Annotated in this window: 16 protein-coding genes; 6 read left to right on the forward strand and 10 right to left on the reverse strand. The window is 59.5% G+C overall.

Translation table 11 applies throughout. The features are described 5' to 3' along the window. Positions 1-168: 168 nt before the first annotated feature. The 5 genes from Q4Q11_RS01915 (at position 169) to Q4Q11_RS01935 (ending at position 5,438) form a co-directional block, all read left to right on the forward strand. A complete protein-coding gene (locus Q4Q11_RS01915; protein WP_498568415.1) occupies positions 169-1,497 on the forward strand; it encodes a dicarboxylate/amino acid:cation symporter in 1,329 nt (442 codons plus the stop codon). 301 nt (positions 1,498-1,798) lie between these two features. Next, positions 1,799-2,332, forward strand: coding sequence for an NUDIX hydrolase (locus Q4Q11_RS01920; RefSeq protein WP_498568416.1), 534 nt, complete (start codon positions 1,799-1,801; stop codon positions 2,330-2,332). A gap of 317 nt (positions 2,333-2,649) precedes the next feature. Next, on the forward strand, positions 2,650-2,895 hold the full coding sequence (locus tag Q4Q11_RS01925) for a helix-turn-helix domain-containing protein (protein ID WP_498568417.1): 246 nt from the start codon (positions 2,650-2,652) through the stop codon (positions 2,893-2,895). Between the two features lie 549 nt (positions 2,896-3,444). Continuing rightward, entirely contained in the window at positions 3,445-4,176 is a 732-nt protein-coding gene (locus tag Q4Q11_RS01930) for a response regulator transcription factor (RefSeq protein ID WP_112504229.1), read from the forward strand. Then, positions 4,173-5,438 carry an ATP-binding protein gene (locus Q4Q11_RS01935; RefSeq protein WP_112504199.1) on the forward strand — a complete coding sequence of 422 codons (1,266 nt, stop codon included), beginning with the start codon at positions 4,173-4,175 and terminating at the stop codon, positions 5,436-5,438. Before Q4Q11_RS01930 ends, Q4Q11_RS01935 begins: the two co-directional genes overlap by 4 nt. A 222-nt stretch (positions 5,439-5,660) precedes the next feature. On the opposite strand, the gene Q4Q11_RS01940 is transcribed toward Q4Q11_RS01935, so the two are convergent. From Q4Q11_RS01940 to Q4Q11_RS01965, 6 genes are all read right to left on the reverse strand, one after another. Then, positions 5,661-6,095, reverse strand: a complete 435-nt coding sequence (locus tag Q4Q11_RS01940; protein ID WP_498568418.1) for a hypothetical protein — start codon at positions 6,093-6,095, stop codon at positions 5,661-5,663. Between the two features lie 149 nt (positions 6,096-6,244). After that, positions 6,245-7,735 carry an efflux transporter outer membrane subunit gene (locus Q4Q11_RS01945; protein ID WP_498568419.1) on the reverse strand — a complete coding sequence of 497 codons (1,491 nt, stop codon included), beginning with the start codon at positions 7,733-7,735 and terminating at the stop codon, positions 6,245-6,247. Between the two features lie 291 nt (positions 7,736-8,026). Then, complete coding sequence (locus Q4Q11_RS01950; protein ID WP_498568420.1) at positions 8,027-8,656, reverse strand: hypothetical protein; 630 nt, start codon at positions 8,654-8,656, stop codon at positions 8,027-8,029. 309 nt (positions 8,657-8,965) lie between these two features. Next, entirely contained in the window at positions 8,966-9,127 is a 162-nt protein-coding gene (locus Q4Q11_RS01955; RefSeq protein WP_498568421.1) for a hypothetical protein, read from the reverse strand. Between the two features lie 82 nt (positions 9,128-9,209). After that, positions 9,210-10,061, reverse strand: coding sequence for a helix-turn-helix domain-containing protein (locus tag Q4Q11_RS01960; protein WP_498568422.1), 852 nt, complete (start codon positions 10,059-10,061; stop codon positions 9,210-9,212). A 67-nt stretch (positions 10,062-10,128) separates the two neighbouring features. Next, positions 10,129-10,356 carry a DUF1127 domain-containing protein gene (locus tag Q4Q11_RS01965; protein WP_498568423.1) on the reverse strand — a complete coding sequence of 76 codons (228 nt, stop codon included), beginning with the start codon at positions 10,354-10,356 and terminating at the stop codon, positions 10,129-10,131. Positions 10,357-10,584: 228 nt separating this feature from the next. Between Q4Q11_RS01965 and Q4Q11_RS01970 the strand changes: the two genes are divergently transcribed. Further along, complete coding sequence (locus tag Q4Q11_RS01970) at positions 10,585-11,730, forward strand: M24 family metallopeptidase (RefSeq protein ID WP_498568424.1); 1,146 nt, start codon at positions 10,585-10,587, stop codon at positions 11,728-11,730. 20 nt (positions 11,731-11,750) lie between these two features. Here Q4Q11_RS01970 and Q4Q11_RS01975 read toward each other — a convergent pair whose 3' ends face one another. The 4 genes from Q4Q11_RS01975 to Q4Q11_RS01990 form a co-directional block, all read right to left on the reverse strand. Further along, positions 11,751-12,809 (reverse strand): ABC transporter ATP-binding protein, encoded by a 1,059-nt coding sequence (locus tag Q4Q11_RS01975; RefSeq protein WP_498568425.1) that lies wholly within the window; start codon positions 12,807-12,809, stop codon positions 11,751-11,753. Positions 12,810-12,813: 4 nt separating this feature from the next. Continuing rightward, positions 12,814-13,644, reverse strand: a complete 831-nt coding sequence (locus Q4Q11_RS01980) for a carbohydrate ABC transporter permease (RefSeq protein ID WP_498568426.1) — start codon at positions 13,642-13,644, stop codon at positions 12,814-12,816. A gap of 3 nt (positions 13,645-13,647) precedes the next feature. Next, on the reverse strand, positions 13,648-14,583 hold the full coding sequence (locus tag Q4Q11_RS01985) for a carbohydrate ABC transporter permease (RefSeq protein ID WP_498568427.1): 936 nt from the start codon (positions 14,581-14,583) through the stop codon (positions 13,648-13,650). Positions 14,584-14,673: 90 nt separating this feature from the next. Then, positions 14,674-15,933, reverse strand: a complete 1,260-nt coding sequence (locus Q4Q11_RS01990) for an ABC transporter substrate-binding protein (RefSeq protein ID WP_498568428.1) — start codon at positions 15,931-15,933, stop codon at positions 14,674-14,676. Positions 15,934-15,962: the final 29 nt, after the last annotated feature.

The raw sequence follows: 15,962 nt of genomic DNA on the forward strand, positions 1-15,962 counted from the left end.
ACGTTCAACATTCTGTAATTGATCTCGAAGCACAGCAAAAACAATAGGTTATTTTGAGTTATCTGTTTGGCACACGCATTGCAGAGGGAGACGGAACAGTCGGAGGCTGTTGAATTCTAGTCGTCGCCCGGAGGGCCGAGAGATCGGTTGGGCTTAACGGAGGACATCATGATTGCTCCCATCGCTGCCGCCGAAACGCGCGGCAAACTTCCCTTCTACCGGCACCTTTACGTGCAGGTTCTCACCGCCATCGCTGCCGGCATCCTGCTTGGCCATTACTACCCGCAACTCGGCGCTTCGCTGCAGCCGCTTGGCGATGCCTTCATCAAGCTGGTGCGCATGGTCATCGCGCCCGTCATCTTCCTGACGGTCACCACCGGTATTGCCGGCATGTCGGATCTGAAGAAGTTCGGCCGCGTCGTCGGCAAGGCGTTCGTCTACTTCCTTACCTTCTCCACCCTGGCGCTGATCGTCGGTCTGATCATCTCCAACGTCGTGCAGCCGGGCGCCGGCATGCACATCAATCCGGCGACGCTGGATACGAAGGCCGTCACCAATTACGCCGCGCAGGCCCATGATGCCTCGGTCGTCGGCTTCCTGATGAACATCATTCCGGATACGATCGTCGGAGCCTTCGCCAAGGGCGACATCCTCCAGGTGCTGTTCTTCTCGGTCGTCTTCGGTATCGCGCTCGGCGCCGCCGGCGAACGCGGTCGTCCGGTCGCCGACTTTCTGCAGGCGCTGACCACCCCCATCTTCCGCATGGTTGCGCTGCTGATGAAGTTCGCGCCGATCGGCGCCTTCGGCGCGATGGCCTTCACCATCGGCAAGTATGGCATCGGTACGATCGCCAATCTGGCTTTCCTGATCGGCACCTTCTATGCGACGTCGCTGCTGTTCGTGCTCGTCGTGCTCGGCGCGGTTGCGCGCTACAACGGCTTCTCGATCCTGGCACTGATCCGTTACATCAAGGAGGAGCTGCTGCTCGTGCTCGGTACGTCTTCTTCCGAGGCGGCGCTGCCTGGCTTGATGAACAAGATGGAACGTGCTGGCTGCAAGCGCTCCGTCGTCGGCCTCGTCATTCCGACGGGTTACTCCTTCAACCTCGACGGCACGAATATCTACATGACGCTGGCGGCGCTCTTCATTGCGCAAGCGACCGATACGCCGCTGTCGCTCACTGACCAGATCCTGCTGCTGCTGGTCGCCATGCTGAGCTCCAAGGGCGCTGCCGGCATCACGGGCGCAGGCTTCATCACGCTTGCCGCGACCCTTGCCGTCGTTCCCTCGGTTCCGATCGCCGGCATGGCGCTGATCCTCGGCATTGATCGCTTCATGTCGGAGTGCCGCGCCCTGACGAACTTCGTCGGCAATGCTGTTGCCACGATCGTCGTCGCCCGCTGGGAAAACGAACTCGATCAGACCAAGTTTGCCGCCGCCATGGCGGGGCAGCTGAGCGAGGAAATCGACGTGCCTGCATTGCAGGCCGCCGAGTAGGTTTGCCCCTATCCGCAACTACGGAACGGTCCTCCTGCGGGGCCGTTTTCAGTTTCCGTGCCCGTCCGGTCACAGTTTTGTTTATCGCTGCGAATGCAACCCCTCCGCACACCGTCATCAACAGTGGCCTTCATAAAACTGTCACCGCAACAGCTCACAGCATCTTAATGAAAGTTGGGAAGCATGGCGCTGCCGCGGGCAGAACAGGAGGGCATGTGTGAGGGATGATTTTGTGATCACATGCCGGCCGGCCTTGAGACGAGTATGCCTTTGCCGAACGTGTTGCGGGTAGTCGCGGGCCATGGCGTCTTCAATCTCAGCGCAGCAAAAGATCCTGAAGCGTTCGGAGAGTTTTCTGTCCGAGCTTGCCGCTCATGCCGATGCTCTGCTCCACGGCCGCGTCTGCGAACAATATGCCGCCATCTGCTATAGAAAAGGCATCGGACAGGACGATGCCGAGGTTCTCGTCGTCACGAGCCGGGAAAGCGGTCGCTGGGTCGTTCCCAAGGGTTGGCCGATCAAAGGCAAGAAGCCGCATGAAGTCGCTGCCATAGAGGCCTATGAGGAAGCCGGCGTACGCGGCAAGGTGAAGAAGAAGCCCTTCGGCTACTTTACCTATCTGAAGCACCTTGCCGACGGCAGTCACGTTCCCTGTATCGTCGGACTGCATTTGCTGGAGGTCGATCAGATTTTGCAGGATTTTCCGGAGCGGGGCCAGCGCCGAACCGAATGGGTCTCCTTCATCGAGGCCGCCAATCGCGTACGCGAACCGGAACTCAAAGGGCTTCTGCTTGCAGCCGAGCGGAAGATACGCAAGGCAAAAGGCAAGAGGTGAGCATCCCGCGAATCGCCGTCGTCGCCCCGCATCCGCCACGCACTGGTGGAGGAAAAGGCCGCTCAAATAAGCCTGCAGCGAACGGCCCGCATCTTCGTAACCAGGGCCGCCGGGATGATCACTTAGTTTTAACAGGCGTAACGAGCCGCGAGCTGGGGGATTGGCTGCCATGCGCTTCTGCGCTTGCCCTTGCCGCATCGATGCCTATATTGACCCAGCGTTCGACCGCGTCTGTTTAGGTCGATATGCCTCCTGGCTGCAATAGCTGCCTTCACCCGGCAACGAGCTGGCCGGCGGACTTTGGAAGGAGAAATTTCATGTCCATTACTGCGAATAATATCGATAGTTCAAAAGCTTCTACCGTCCCGCATGGTGAGATTGCTGCCGCCGTGCGACAGGCGCGGGAAGCCATCGGCTACACGATCGACGATCTGTCGGAAACCTGTGGTCTCACCAGCGAGGAAATCGTTGAAATTGAGGCAGGCGCAGAGGCCGATCCGGCAAAGCTTCGCCGTATTGCCACCGCATTGCAGGTTCCGCCCTCGACTTTTTTCATCATGTGAACAAGCGGCGCACTTCGGTGCGCCCCTTCAATTTGCGCTGGAACACAGTGCATGGCATCAGCATCCCGGTAATAGCGCTTGAAGCGTTCCTCCCATATCCGGGATGCCCATTTCCCCGTACCGTCTGGTTGTCCCGTTCGAGGTGATGTCGCCGCTGCACGCGATGTGCCGTTCATCCGATAGGGATGTCCTTTATGGAGTATTCGGCTAGAGCCGGACGATTTTAAGTCTGTTCAACCTGAAATCTGAAATCGCTCTGCAATCAACAAAGCCGGCATGATGGTGTCGTTCGGAAACAGATCACACTTTTCGACATCCGGCGGATGCCTTTGAAGGCAGCCCGCTTTCGCAGGCCCATCTCATTGCGAGATGCACGTCCTGCCGCGCCGTTTCGTATTTCAGGCATTATTTTGTTACCCAACATTTCCGGTGGCGGGAATTTTGTAAACCAACGTTTCCAAGCCGGGAATTTCCGTATTGGTGCCGCAAAACCCTTCTTTTCAGGGAAATGATAGTTTGTATAAGGATTGAAAGAACGGAATGAAGCCTATGAACGCCAACGCTGCTCCCGACATTCTGATAGTCGATGACGATCACGAGATACGCTCTCTGCTGAGCCGGTATCTCGAGGAGCAGGGCTTCCGTGTAGCGACGGCAAGCGATCTGCGCGGCTGCAACGACGCGCTCAACCGCCGGCATCCCGACCTGCTGGTGCTGGACGTCATGCTTCCCGATGGGTCGGGCCTCGACCTCTGCCGTGACCTGCGCAACCGCCGTCCCCGCGTCCCGGTCATCTTGCTGACCGCCTTAAAGGAGGATATTGACCGCATTCTCGGTTTGGAGATCGGCGCCGACGATTATCTCGGCAAGCCGTTCAATCCGCGCGAGCTGGCCGCACGCATTCGTGCCGTCCTGCGCCGTACGAACGACGATCTTTCGTCGGAGCCGGAGCATAGGCGCTTTCAGTTCGCCGATATGATGCTTGATCCGCAACTTCGCCGCGTCAGCAGGGACAATGGCGAGGTCATCTCCTTGACGGGCGCGGAATTCGATCTTCTCAAGGCGTTCCTGGAACGCGCGGGGCGGCTGTTGTCCCGCGATCAGTTGCTCGATCTGACGCAGGGACGCGACCGCGATCCGGCCGATCGCTCGATCGACGTCCTGATGAGCCGGTTGCGCCGCAAGCTCGGGGAAACGGTGGAAGAACCAATCTTCCGGACGATCCGCAACGGAGGCTATCAGCTCGTCGTTCCGGTAACGGCTATCAAGGGCGATTCATGAGGTCGCTCGGCGCGCGTTTGGCTCTGCTTTTGATGACCGCCATCGTGCTGGTCGTCATTTCCTCGTCCTTTGTCGCAAGTCTCGTCATGCGCGGACCACGGCCGGACATGACCGTCGAGCGCATGGCTAGACAGCTTTCCATTCTGGCGACCTTTGCGGAGAAGGATAGGACAGCGGCGGCGGCAGCTGGATTGGTCGTCAGACCCATGCCGGCCGTAGGTCAGCGCGACCAGGAGCTCTCGCGCTTTCTCATGGAAGCGCTGCTTCGAATTGCCGGCATGCGCGAAGCGATCATATTGCGTCAATCGACCGGCGAGATGATCGCCTCCCTGAAGCTCTCCGACGGCAACTGGCTGATCATGCCGATGCCCGAGCACGGTCCGCCGCCGGACGGCTGGAAGATTCTTGTGGGGTGGCTCGGCCTCATCATTATCGGCAGCGTGCTGGTTTCGATCTTTGCCGCGTCGAAAATCATGAAGCCGCTGCGTCTGCTGGAGGAAGCGGTCGCTGCGGTCAATCCCGACGGCACGCTGCCGCATATACCGGAGACCGGCCCGGGTGAGATCCGCGCGACTGCCCAGGCCCTCAACGGCCTGTCGGCCAGGGTGAAAGCCGCCACGGAAAGCCGCATGCGGCTTGTCGCCGCCGCCGGTCACGATCTGCGGACACCGATGACGCGGATGCGCCTGCGTGCGGAATTCATCCGGGACGACAAGGAACGGCACAAGTGGTTTTCCGATCTCGAGGAGCTCGACAGGATTGCCGACAGCGCCATAGGGCTGGTTCGGGAGGAGATTTCCAATGATAGTCTGGAAAAGGTCAGGCTCGACAGGATCGTCGAGGATGTGGTCACCGAGCTGAAGGCGATCGACATGAACGTCAGGGCCGGCGACATGGAACAGACGACGATCTGCGCGGGTCCGCTGGCCGTCACGAGGGCGCTGCGCAACCTTCTCATCAATGCTGCGACACATGGCCAGTCGGCAACCGTGACGGTGACGCATCTCGGCAACAGGGCCGTTGTGCGGATTGTCGATACGGGTCCGGGCATTCCGGAGGATCGGCTGAACCAGGTGTTCGAACCCTTCTTCCGAATCGACATGGCAAGGCAGAAATCCTTCCCCGGCGCCGGCCTAGGCATGGCCATCGCGCGCGAAATCGTTACCCGGTTCGAGGGTGAGATCACGGTACGCAACCGTCAACCCCGGGGCCTGGAGCAGGTCGTGTCATTCAAGAGCGCCGACGCCAGGGTTGCAGGCTGATACAAACAGAACAGGCCAACAAACTCATCGTTCGAACATAAACCTGCTTCGCTTGAGAAAGGGGCCGGTCCACGCCGGTTTTCGCCCATGTAGGCTTTACTTGCCTGAAGTATTCAAAAATTCTAGAAATGACGATGCTTATGATAATATTAAAGAATTTTCTAAATAACGCTCCTGCGAAGGGAAAAACCGAGACACTAAATTTCGTCAAAATGCCTTGTTTCAGCAATCTTCAGAAATGTTCCGGGCACCAACTGATGTAAAATTACAGTCGATCAGCAGCGTGACTCGAGCAGGCTTTGATCGCCCCGCATACCCGGCTTCGCCATGACGCCCCCAACACGAATGGTGAAGCCGGATTGCTTTCCGGCCCCGGCCTTGGATTTTTCCCGGAAATATCAGCCTGTTGAGAATGCCCCATCGGATCAGGCTGCGAGGCATTGCGGGCGGGTAGCCGAAGGTCAGGCCGATTACGCGGGAACAGGTGAACGCCAAAATGATCGAATTCGTCGAATAGATCAGTGTGAAGCTGGACTCAAATGATTGAAGGTAAAGCTCAAAGCCGAGCGCGGTCGCAATGCCGAAAGCACCACCCAGCAGATACACGAGTACGGTTTCGGTCAGGAAGCGCTGGAGAATGCTTGCGCTGACAACCACGTGACAGGCGCCAGAGGAGCGGCAGACAGCAAGTGCCCAGGCCCGATGCTTTGCCGTGATCGAGTTTTGGCGGGCGCGGGAATTGGGTCATTGGCACGTTTGGGACTGACGGTTATCGGGACCTTATGTTCCACGGTGTTCGGATGAGATTATTTAGCCGTGCTCGGGTGCGGGCCTGTATCGGCATCGATAACGGCGGGAATCGATACGTCGACCAGGCCATCCCAGCCGCCGCCCAGTGCCTTATTGAGCGCGATATAGTCGGTGGCTATCGAAGCCCGGCTTTCAATGACGGATTCTTCGGCGCTGTAGAGCGAACGCTCGGCATCGAGCACATCGAGAAAACCGGTGGCGCCGGCCTTGTTAAGTGTGCGCGAAAGATCGGAAGCGCGGCGATAGGAGCTGCTGGACGAGGCGAGCTTGACATATTTCAAACGCTCCTGGGTAAGCGACACCACGGCGTTCTCGACATCCTCCATGGCCGATAGGACGGCCGATTGATAAGCGATGAAGTACTGATCACGCTCGGCCTTGGCGACGTCGACTGCGGCCTTGAGCTGGCCCCCCTGAAAGAGCGGCACCGTCAGTGACGGACCGAGCGACCAGCCGATGGACGACGTCTTGGCGAGATCACCGATGCTGGCGGCCGACGATGTGATGTCGCCCGTCAGGGAGATGGAGGGATAACGATTGGCCTCCGCCTGACCGATCTTCGCGGTGTACTGCGCAAGCTGCCGCTCCGCGAGACGCACATCCGGGCGCGATGTGAGGATATCGGCGGGAATGCCGATCGCAACGTTCATCTTCGGGCTTGGGATCGAACCTCCCGTCTTGAGCCTTTCTTCCAAAGTTGCAGGCGGCTTGCCCAGCAGCACGCTCAGGCGGTGAACCGCTTCGGCATAGGAGATTTCGTAGGCTGGAATGTCGGATTCCGTGCTGCTGGCCTGCGCGTCGGCTTTGGCTGTATCGACCGCAGTGGCGCTGCCTGCCTGATATTCGGCATGCGTAAGCGCCGCGCTCTTGCGCTGCGATATCGCGGTGCGCCTGGCCAGATCGCGCAACGCCTGATATTCGCGTGCCTGGACATAGTAGGAGGCGACATCGCCGATCAAGGTCAGCATGGTGTCGCGGAGCTGCTCGTCCGCGGCATCGACGCCATATTTTGCCGCTTCGGCGGCGCGTTTGTTGCCCCCGAAGAGATCCATCTCCCAGCTCGCGTCGAAACCTCCCGCATATAGCGTGGAAAACGTCGCGTCCGCCGTACCGCTCTCCGCGGCGGAGGTGCGCGTGCGCGTGGCCGAACCGGTTCCCTCGACGGTCGGCAGCAGTGCCCCTTTCTGCTCCCGGTAGGTGGCACGCGCCTGGCGGATTTTCGCCTTGGCCGTCGCCACGTCAAGATTGTCGGCGATGGCCTCCTCGATCAACGCATTGAGGGTGGGGTCCTTGAGTTGCTTCCACCATTGAGACAGTTGCGGGACCTTGCGCGGTTCGGTCGCGCCCTTGTCGCCCCAATGCGATGGCATCGGGAGGCCGGGTGCGCGGTAGTCCGACCCGACGACGCAGCTTGTCAACGTTCCGGCGAGCACGGCGGCAATGATGATATTTGATGGCTTTGTGTTTGAACGCGAACAAGTCGGCAAGATTTCTATCCCTGTCTTATTGATTTTGAGCGTTGGCCTTATGGAGCCCGCATAAGTTTAGCCCCGTCGCATGGGGCAATTTTCCTCCGTGGAAAAAGGCTACGGCGTTCACACAGAATTGGTCCGGGAACGCCGGGCGGGGCGTTCCCGGACCATTCGGCCCTTTACGGGCCGCTCCTTCCAACCACCAGAGGCGTCCGGGGGGGATCTCAAATTGGTCGGAAGCGGAGAGGAAATGGTCGATGGTAACTATGCCGTGGAGTTTTCCCGGCCAGGATTTTCTTCCATCAATCAGTGGAAGGCATGCGGACCGGGAACGAGCGATCGCTCGGCGTCCTCGAGCTTCGCCAGCTGATCGGCGGTCAGCACATTGCGCAAGGCGAGCGCCTTCTCCTTGAGGGCCGTTGCCTTGCCGGCGCGATCCAGAAGGTGATCGGCCATCAGCTCGCCGAAGAGTTCCCCCTGTTTGCCGGCATCACGATCGGATTGAGGAGCAGCCGCAGCATCGGCCGGCAGAGAGCCCGCAGGCTGGTGCTTGGGAAAAGCCAGAAAATCCGTCAGCGCATTGGTATAGTCCCTCCAGGCATCGAGCTGAGTACTGCGAATACCAATCAGCGTTTCAAGCGCCGACAATTTGCCTGCGATCGCCAGGGCCGGATTCTGTCCGTGAGGGAAGCCGCCGGGCGGGCCAGGAGGCAGCATGGGCATGTCGCCGCCAAAAGCCATCATCGGACCTTCCGGGTGCTGGCCCGGAAAAGACCAGCCAGGCGGCGGCATGCAGGGCTGTGGAGGTTGTGGAGCCTGGATGCTCATCGGATTCTGCCCATCCGGCTCACCGGCCGGCTCCGTGGCATAGGCCGAAGCGGCTGCGGAGCCGATCGCGGCTGCCAGCAATGTTGCAATGAAGTATTGTTGCCTCATGATCAGTACCTTCATTTCAATTAACTGATGCTGAGGCTAGTTGGGCCGTGTGAATGCAATACGTCCCTATGTGTCGGAGTATTTCCTGCAAAAGGAATGTTGCGAACGAAGTTTGCCAACTGGCGGCCGGCAACACTTTATTACAATTTTCCGTCTGACGATGCTGGTCCGAGATTCCTGGACGCTCGGCGCCGAAATTGGCAACTGCCGCATCTCGATACGGCGGTTGCCTATGCCCTGCATATCGGCATCCCTACCGCGGCCGCGCCTTTGCTGTTACCGCCATAGCGACTTGCTCTGGTCTGGCCGCTATTCCTTGCCGCTGGATGCGGCCGATGTCGATTGGTCGGCCTCCTTCAAGGCTGCCGCACATTCCTCGCAGCATACTTCGACCGATTTGCCGCCGAGATTGACCTTGATGGTTTCAGCACCCAGTTCGCAGTCGCAAGCGGCACATGTGGTTCTCTTCATCTCATGATCCTTTCCTGATCGATCCCGTTGCCGGGGCAGGGTCATGAGAACACCGATCATTGCATCGGCGCTGTCGGAATCTTTAGCGAGCAGCGTAACGCTTCGGCTTCAATTGTGCCGAGCGCTGGAATTCCGCCGGCGTCAGGCCGTAGGTCTGTTTGAAGGCGGCGCTGAAATGGCTGTGGCTGGAAAAGCCAAGATCGAGCCCGAGCATGGTCAGGTCGTCATAAGAGCCGAGAAGATCGAGCGCGCGCGCCAGCCGGAGCCGTAACTGGTAACGGTAGAGCGGTATGGCTTCCACCTGTTGGAAGACCTGCGTCAGATAAACGGGCGAGACGCCGACCTCCTTGGCGATCTCAGCAAGCGTCCAGCGGCGGGCGAGATCGGAAGACAGGACGAGCTTTGCGCGGTCGACAAGTTTCTGCCGGCCGAAACTGGCGCCGGCTGCATGTGACGTGCGCTCGCCGAGCGACCGGCGCACCAGGGTCAGCGCCAGCGTCTCGCCTTCGAGGCTCTCGGCTATATTGCGGCTCAGCCCATGACGCAGCATCGCGACAAGCGCCTGGGCACGGGGATCTATCCGCCGCCGCTGGCGGCGAAAGACCACACCGTCGCCGGATTGAACCTGATCCTTTGGAACAAGCTCGTGAAGGACCGTTTCGTCGATCATGAGGTCGAGACAGGAATCGCCGCCGTCGACCGGATGGCTGATCCGATATCCCTGCTCGCGGTTGAAGAACAGCACCTGGTTTGCTTCCGCAACGACGTCGTTCTGGCCGACATGACGCTTGAAGACGCCGCGATAGGGATAGACAAGGCTCGTCCGATGGGTGCACTCCTCATCGGTCTTGTGGCGGCATTCGCCATTGCAGACGACATCGCGGATGAGGACGGTCTTCGTCTTCAGCAGCAAAGCTGTCGAAATTTGCGACATGCCAAAATCCTCATCCCAGGGCCGGTACTCGCCACATTAGCTAATCTTAGCACGGCCTGCACTATCTTTAGTAGCGGCTATAGACATGGACGTCGCTTCCGTTCTGGCCGCGAGAAAGGCCGATATCCTTCAGCTGATCGTCCGACAGTTCCAGAAGTGCAGTGCGGTTTCTCCTTTCGGCCATCTTGCGCGCGAGCAGATGTACAAGGTCCGGCAACAGCGAAAGAGGCGAATGCCGGGCTTCGTTGTGGCTGCGGACACGTTTGGAAGACGTTAAGGTGTTTGCAGCTTGCATGGTGATACTCCATCGTTTGTTTCGATGGAGGTAGTGAACCATCGGGACAGCATTCGCGCTGTCAGATAATTTAGCGATCGAACGCGGCTGTGATCATTCGGCAAGCCGCCGGTGGTGGTTTTGTATTTTATTTGTCGACATAATATCCGCTTGAGCGATAGTGTCGGCGCGGCTCCATCCGGTGCGGGATGGATGCCTGCAAGGCAAAGATTATCGAGGAGAATAGGAATGTCGTGGCAACATCCAGTACCCAGGATCACTGAAGAGGAAAGGGACCAGCGCCTTTCGAGGCTTAGGAAACTGCTCGATGCGCAGGGCCTGGGCGGCATGTTGCTGGGGCCGACAGAGAGCCTGCGTTACTTCACCGGGCTCGTCTGGCATGCGAGCGAGCGGTTTCTGGGCGCGCTGGTGACGCCAACGGGGCTACACTATATCGTTCCGGGCTTCGAACGCAGCCGGGTGGAAACCCTGCCGCATCTGCCGGCGGAAATCCTGGAATGGCAGGAAGAGGAGAGCAGCGCGGCACTCATCGCCCGCGTGCTGGGGGATAAGGGCGTTTTGGCGCTCGACGACAGCATGCCGCTATATTTCTACCACGGGCTGGCGGCCGAGCTCGGAGCCGAAAGACTTGTCAATGGTGGGCCGATCATCAGCAGCTTGCGTCGGCTCAAGTCTCCAGCCGAAATCGCGCTCATTCAATATGCCATGAAACTGACGCTGGACGTGCACAAGCAGGCGCACGCCTTGCTCAAGCCGGGAATTCGCGCATCGGAAGTGGCGGAGTTCATCGACCGGAGTCATCGTGAGGCCGGTACCGATGGCGGCTCGACCTTCTGCATCGTGTCCTTCGGCGAGGCCACGTCACTGCCACATGGCGCTGACGGCGACCAGACGCTCGGCGAAGACGACGTCATTCTGGTGGATACCGGCGCCCGCATCGACGGCTATCATTCCGACCTGACGCGGACATACAAGCTGAAGAGCGGCGACAGCGCCTTTGAAGATGCCTGGGCGATCGAGCGTGAGGCGCAACAGGCGGTTTTCGGTGCCGCAAAGCTGGGCGCCGCCTGCTCCAGCCTGGACGATGCGGCGCGCGCCGTGCTGACGAGACATTCGCTCGGGCCGGACTACAGGCTGCCGGGATTGCCGCACCGTGTCGGTCACGGCCTTGGCCTCGAAATTCACGAAGAACCCTATATCGTGCGCGGCAACGCAACGAGGCTTGCGCCCGGCATGTGCTTTTCGAACGAGCCGATGATCGTCTTCCCGCAGAAATTCGGCATCAGGCTGGAGGATCACATCTACATGACCTCGGACGGTCCGCGCTGGTTCACCCCGCCTTCCAGCGGACCGACGGAGCCGTTCGCGAGCTGAGAATTTTCAAAGGGCGGCCGTCAAGCCGCCCGCTTCCCTTCTTCGTCGAAGACATGCAGATGCTGCGCCGGGAAGCCGACATTGACCCGATTGCCGGCGCTCAGTGCGGTGCGATCCAATGTGAACACCTTGAACGGCAGGCCGTGCAGTGAAAGGTGTAGGATGATGCCGAAGCCGGTGGGTTCGATCAATTCGACATTGGCGGCCATGTCGGACGGATCAGATGACAAAACGACATGCTCCGGGCGGATGCCGAGTGTGACCTTCGTACCATCAGCCAGTTTCAGCGGCGCGGGAAGCGGAACGAGCGTACCATCCTTGAGTCTGACGGCATTGCTCTCATACGTGGCATCGAGGAAGTTCATGCCGGGCGAGCCGATGAAGCCCGCAACGAAGAGATTGGCGGGGCGATCATAGAGTTCAAGGGGGCTGCCGACCTGCTGCACGACGCCGCCGTGCATGGCGACGATGCGGTCCGCCAGCGTCATCGCCTCGATCTGGTCATGCGTCACATAGATCGACGTTGCTTTAAGATCGCCATGCAACTTCTTGATTTCCGCGCGCATCTGCTCGCGCAGCCGCGCGTCGAGATTCGATAATGGCTCATCGAAGAGGAAAGCCTTCGGCTGGCGCACGATGGCGCGACCCATGGCGACACGCTGGCGCTGACCGCCGGAGAGCGCCTTTGGCCGGCGCTCGAGCAGCGGATCAAGTCCGAGCTTGGATGCCGCACCGGCGACAGCCTTTGCAATGCCGTCCTTTGCCACCTTCCGCAGCCGCAGGCTGTAGCTCATGTTGCCGGCGACGTTCATATGCGGATAGAGCGCATAGGACTGAAAGACCATGGCGATATCGCGATCCTTCGGATGCAGCTCGTTGACGCGGTTGTCGGCAATGCGGATTTCGCCGCCGCTGATGTCTTCGAGGCCGGCAATCATGCGTAGCAGGGTGGATTTGCCGCATCCGGAGGGACCGACGAGCACGACAAATTCGCCGTCCTTGATCCTGAGATCGATGTCGTGCAGCACCTGCACATGGCCGTAGGCTTTCTTGACGTTCTGAATATCGATCGATGCCATGTGACTAACCCTTGACCGCGCCGGCCGTCAGGCCCTGCACGAGATAACGTTGGATGAGCAGGAAGAAGAGTGCGGCCGGTATGAGCGCCATGACGCCGGCCGCCATCATCTGCCCGAAGTCCACGGAGAATTTCGAGACGAAGGTGAGAAGCCCGACCGGGAAGGTCGCAGCCTGATTGCCGTTGATCAGCATCAGCGCGAAGAGCAGTTCGCTCCATGCCGCCGTAAAGACGAAACCGAGGGTGGCTGCGATGCCGGGAAGCGTCAGCGGCAGGATGATCTGCCGGAAGGCGGTGAACTGCGTCGCGCCGTCGATCATCGCGGCCTCCTCCAGATCTTTCGGGATGCCGTCGAAGAAGGACTGCATCAGGAAGGTGGCGAAGGGCACGTTGAAGGCAGTGTAGACGATGACGAGGCCCGTCAGGCTGTTGGTCAGATGCATCGGCGTCAGGATCTTGAAGATCGGCGCGACGAGCATGACGAGCGGAAACATCTGGGTCAGCAGCATCAGCGCCACGATCCAGTATTTGGCGCGGAAATTGAAGCGAGAGAGCGCGTAGCCCGAGAGCGATGCGCAGATCGTCACGGCAATCGCCGTCGAACCGGAGACGATCAGGCTGTTCTTGAAGAAGGTCGGGAAATCGCTGTGCTGTATCACGAAGGAGTAATGTTCCCAAGTCGTGCGCGACGGCCACATGCGCACGCCTTCCGTATAAAGCAGGTCGTTCGGTGTGACCGAGACCTTGAGCAGCCAGAAAAGCGGGAAGAGCGCAAAGACGACGTAGCAAAGAATGGCTAGGCGATGCGCGATGGTCGGAAGGATGGATCGTCTCATGGCTCAATCCTTGTTCAGCAGGGTCTGCCGCAGCAGGATGATCAGCATGGAATAGGTGAGAAGAAGGACCAGCAGCACCAGCGCGATGGCCGAGGCATAGCCGAAATCCAGCCGCTTGAAGGCCTGCGTGAAAATGTAGCTCGCGACGATCTGCGTGCGGTCTGCAGGCCCGCCGCCCGTCATGACGACGATCAGATCGGCGAAATTGGAGACCCAGACCGTACGCAGGAGCACGGTGATGGCGATGGTCGGCGCCAGGAAGGGAAGCGTAATCGAACGAAAGCGCTCGAACCAGCCGGCGCCGTCGATCGAAGCCGCCTCATAGAGGTCGCGCGGGATGGCCTGAAGGGCTGCCAGAAGCGTGATCGCGAAGAAGGGAATGCCCCACCAGACATTGGCGACGATCGGCCCCCACATCGCATAGTTCGGATCGGACAGAATATTGCCCGGCTCGCTCATCAGACCCACGCCATAGAGCCAATGCGGTATCGGGCCGATCACCGGGTTGAACAGCCAGGACCAATTGAGGCCGGCAAGGAAAGACGGCACAGCCCACGGCAGGAATACCAGCGCCTGTACGATCGATCGGCCGAAAAACGGTTTGTCCAGCAGAAGCGCCAGGATCAGCCCGAAAGCGAACTGCAGCAGCACCGAAGCGCCGGTCCACCAAAGCGTATTCTTCAGTGCCCAGTAGAAAGCCTTATCCTTAGAGAGATCGCGGAAATGCTCGAGACCGATGAACCCGCCGGAAAATGGATTGAGCAGTTGAATATCGCGAAAGGCGTAGGATATGCCGATCGCCAGCGGCACCAGCATCACCGCAATGATGAGGATCAGGGAAGGGGCGCTGTAAAGGTAGGGTTCCGAGGCGTCGGCAAGGCGCTTCGGCCACGGCCTGCGGTCGTGGCGCCTGTCGAGCGTGCCGGTGATCGAGGTCATCTGCGAGAGTTCCCATTCGCGGCGTTCGAACGCCGTCTGTTTCAAGTGGGCAGAAAGGGCGGCGGATCGCTCCGCCGCCGCATGCGGGACTTACTTCTTGGCCAGGAATTTCTGCTGGGCCTTGGTCAGGTAATCAGCCCACTGGTCGGCTAGATCCTTCGCCGAGATATCGCCGAGCAATGCCTGCTGCGAGGTCTTGATGGCGAGCGAATCCTTGAAGAAGGCGAATTCTTCAAGATAGGTCGGCATCACTGTGGGAACGGTGTCCTTGTCGGCCAGTTCCTGGAACCAGCCCTTGAACTGATCGCCGGCATAGAATGGGTCCTTTTCCGCAGCCGCATAGGCCGGCAGAGCACCGATCTTCTTGTTCCAGGTAAGGTTGCCTTCCGGCCCCTCGAGCGTTGCGATCAGCTTCCAGGAGAGATCCTTGTTCTGGCTGCTTGAGAACATCGACCAACCGCCGTAGCCGATGGTCGGGAAGGACTTGCCATCCGGGCCTTTCGGCAGCGGCGCGACGCCGAAATCGTCCTTGTTCATGCGCTCGGCGACAGCGATCAGCGCGTCGGGATCCTGGTCGAGGAAGGCGCAGGTGCCGGAATAGAAGCCGGCGACGACTTCGTTGAAGCCCCAGTTGACGCTATCCTTCGGCGCATAGCCCTTCTTGTAGAGATCGACCATCCATTCGATGCCTTTCTCCCAGCCGGGGCTGTTCATCGTCGACGTGCCGTCATCCTTGAAGTACTTGTTGTCGCCGGCCATCGAGGCGGCAAAGATCATCCAGCCGTTGAGCCCGCCCGGACCGCCGCGCATGCAGTAGCCGTATTTGCCCGGCAGCTTGGAGATGGCTGCGGATGCCTTGACGAATTCGTCCATCGTCTTCGGCGGCTCGGCGACACCGGCGTCCTTCAGAATCTTCTTGTTGTAGAACATGGCGCGCAGATAGAAGCCGTAGGGCAGCATATAGGCGGTGTTCTTCACGTCACGGCCAAGCTGAAGAGCGCGCGGCGTCAGTTCCTTCGTGTGCTCCCATTTGGCGAGGTAAGGCTCGAGGCTTTCGAGCATGCCGTTATTGCCGTAGAGCGACAGCCAGGTGTCGGGCATTTCCATAACGTCGGGCGTGTCGCCGGCCGAGACCATGGTGGCGAATTTCTGAAACGCCTCGTTCCACGGCAGGGAGATGATATCGACCTTGGTGCCGGGATTTGCCGCCTCGAACTTGGCGACGATCGATTTGAGCGTCTCTGTGCGCTCCGGGCTCGTGATGACTTCCACGAGCTTCAGCGTCGTATCGGCAAAGGCGGTGCCGCCCATCAAGGCGGTAAAGAGTGCTGCTGTTATCAGTCTTTTCATGTTGGTTCCCCTTTTTAGGTTTTCCTCTC

The organism is Rhizobium sp. UFLA01-1127 (assembly GCF_059803845.1).

Coding starts and splice junctions, on each gene's coding strand:
- Q4Q11_RS01915 (WP_498568415.1), top strand. CDS start 169: ATGATTGCTCCCATCGCTGCCGCCGAAACGCGCGGCAAACTTCCCTTC.
- Q4Q11_RS01920 (WP_498568416.1), top strand. CDS start 1,799: ATGGCGTCTTCAATCTCAGCGCAGCAAAAGATCCTGAAGCGTTCGGAG.
- Q4Q11_RS01925 (WP_498568417.1), top strand. CDS start 2,650: ATGTCCATTACTGCGAATAATATCGATAGTTCAAAAGCTTCTACCGTC.
- Q4Q11_RS01930 (WP_112504229.1), top strand. CDS start 3,445: ATGAACGCCAACGCTGCTCCCGACATTCTGATAGTCGATGACGATCAC.
- Q4Q11_RS01935 (WP_112504199.1), top strand. CDS start 4,173: ATGAGGTCGCTCGGCGCGCGTTTGGCTCTGCTTTTGATGACCGCCATC.
- Q4Q11_RS01950 (WP_498568420.1), bottom strand. CDS start 8,656: ATGAGGCAACAATACTTCATTGCAACATTGCTGGCAGCCGCGATCGGC.
- Q4Q11_RS01955 (WP_498568421.1), bottom strand. CDS start 9,127: ATGAAGAGAACCACATGTGCCGCTTGCGACTGCGAACTGGGTGCTGAA.
- Q4Q11_RS01960 (WP_498568422.1), bottom strand. CDS start 10,061: ATGTCGCAAATTTCGACAGCTTTGCTGCTGAAGACGAAGACCGTCCTC.
- Q4Q11_RS01965 (WP_498568423.1), bottom strand. CDS start 10,356: ATGCAAGCTGCAAACACCTTAACGTCTTCCAAACGTGTCCGCAGCCAC.
- Q4Q11_RS01970 (WP_498568424.1), top strand. CDS start 10,585: ATGTCGTGGCAACATCCAGTACCCAGGATCACTGAAGAGGAAAGGGAC.
- Q4Q11_RS01975 (WP_498568425.1), bottom strand. CDS start 12,809: ATGGCATCGATCGATATTCAGAACGTCAAGAAAGCCTACGGCCATGTG.
- Q4Q11_RS01980 (WP_498568426.1), bottom strand. CDS start 13,644: ATGAGACGATCCATCCTTCCGACCATCGCGCATCGCCTAGCCATTCTT.
- Q4Q11_RS01985 (WP_498568427.1), bottom strand. CDS start 14,583: ATGACCTCGATCACCGGCACGCTCGACAGGCGCCACGACCGCAGGCCG.
- Q4Q11_RS01990 (WP_498568428.1), bottom strand. CDS start 15,933: ATGAAAAGACTGATAACAGCAGCACTCTTTACCGCCTTGATGGGCGGC.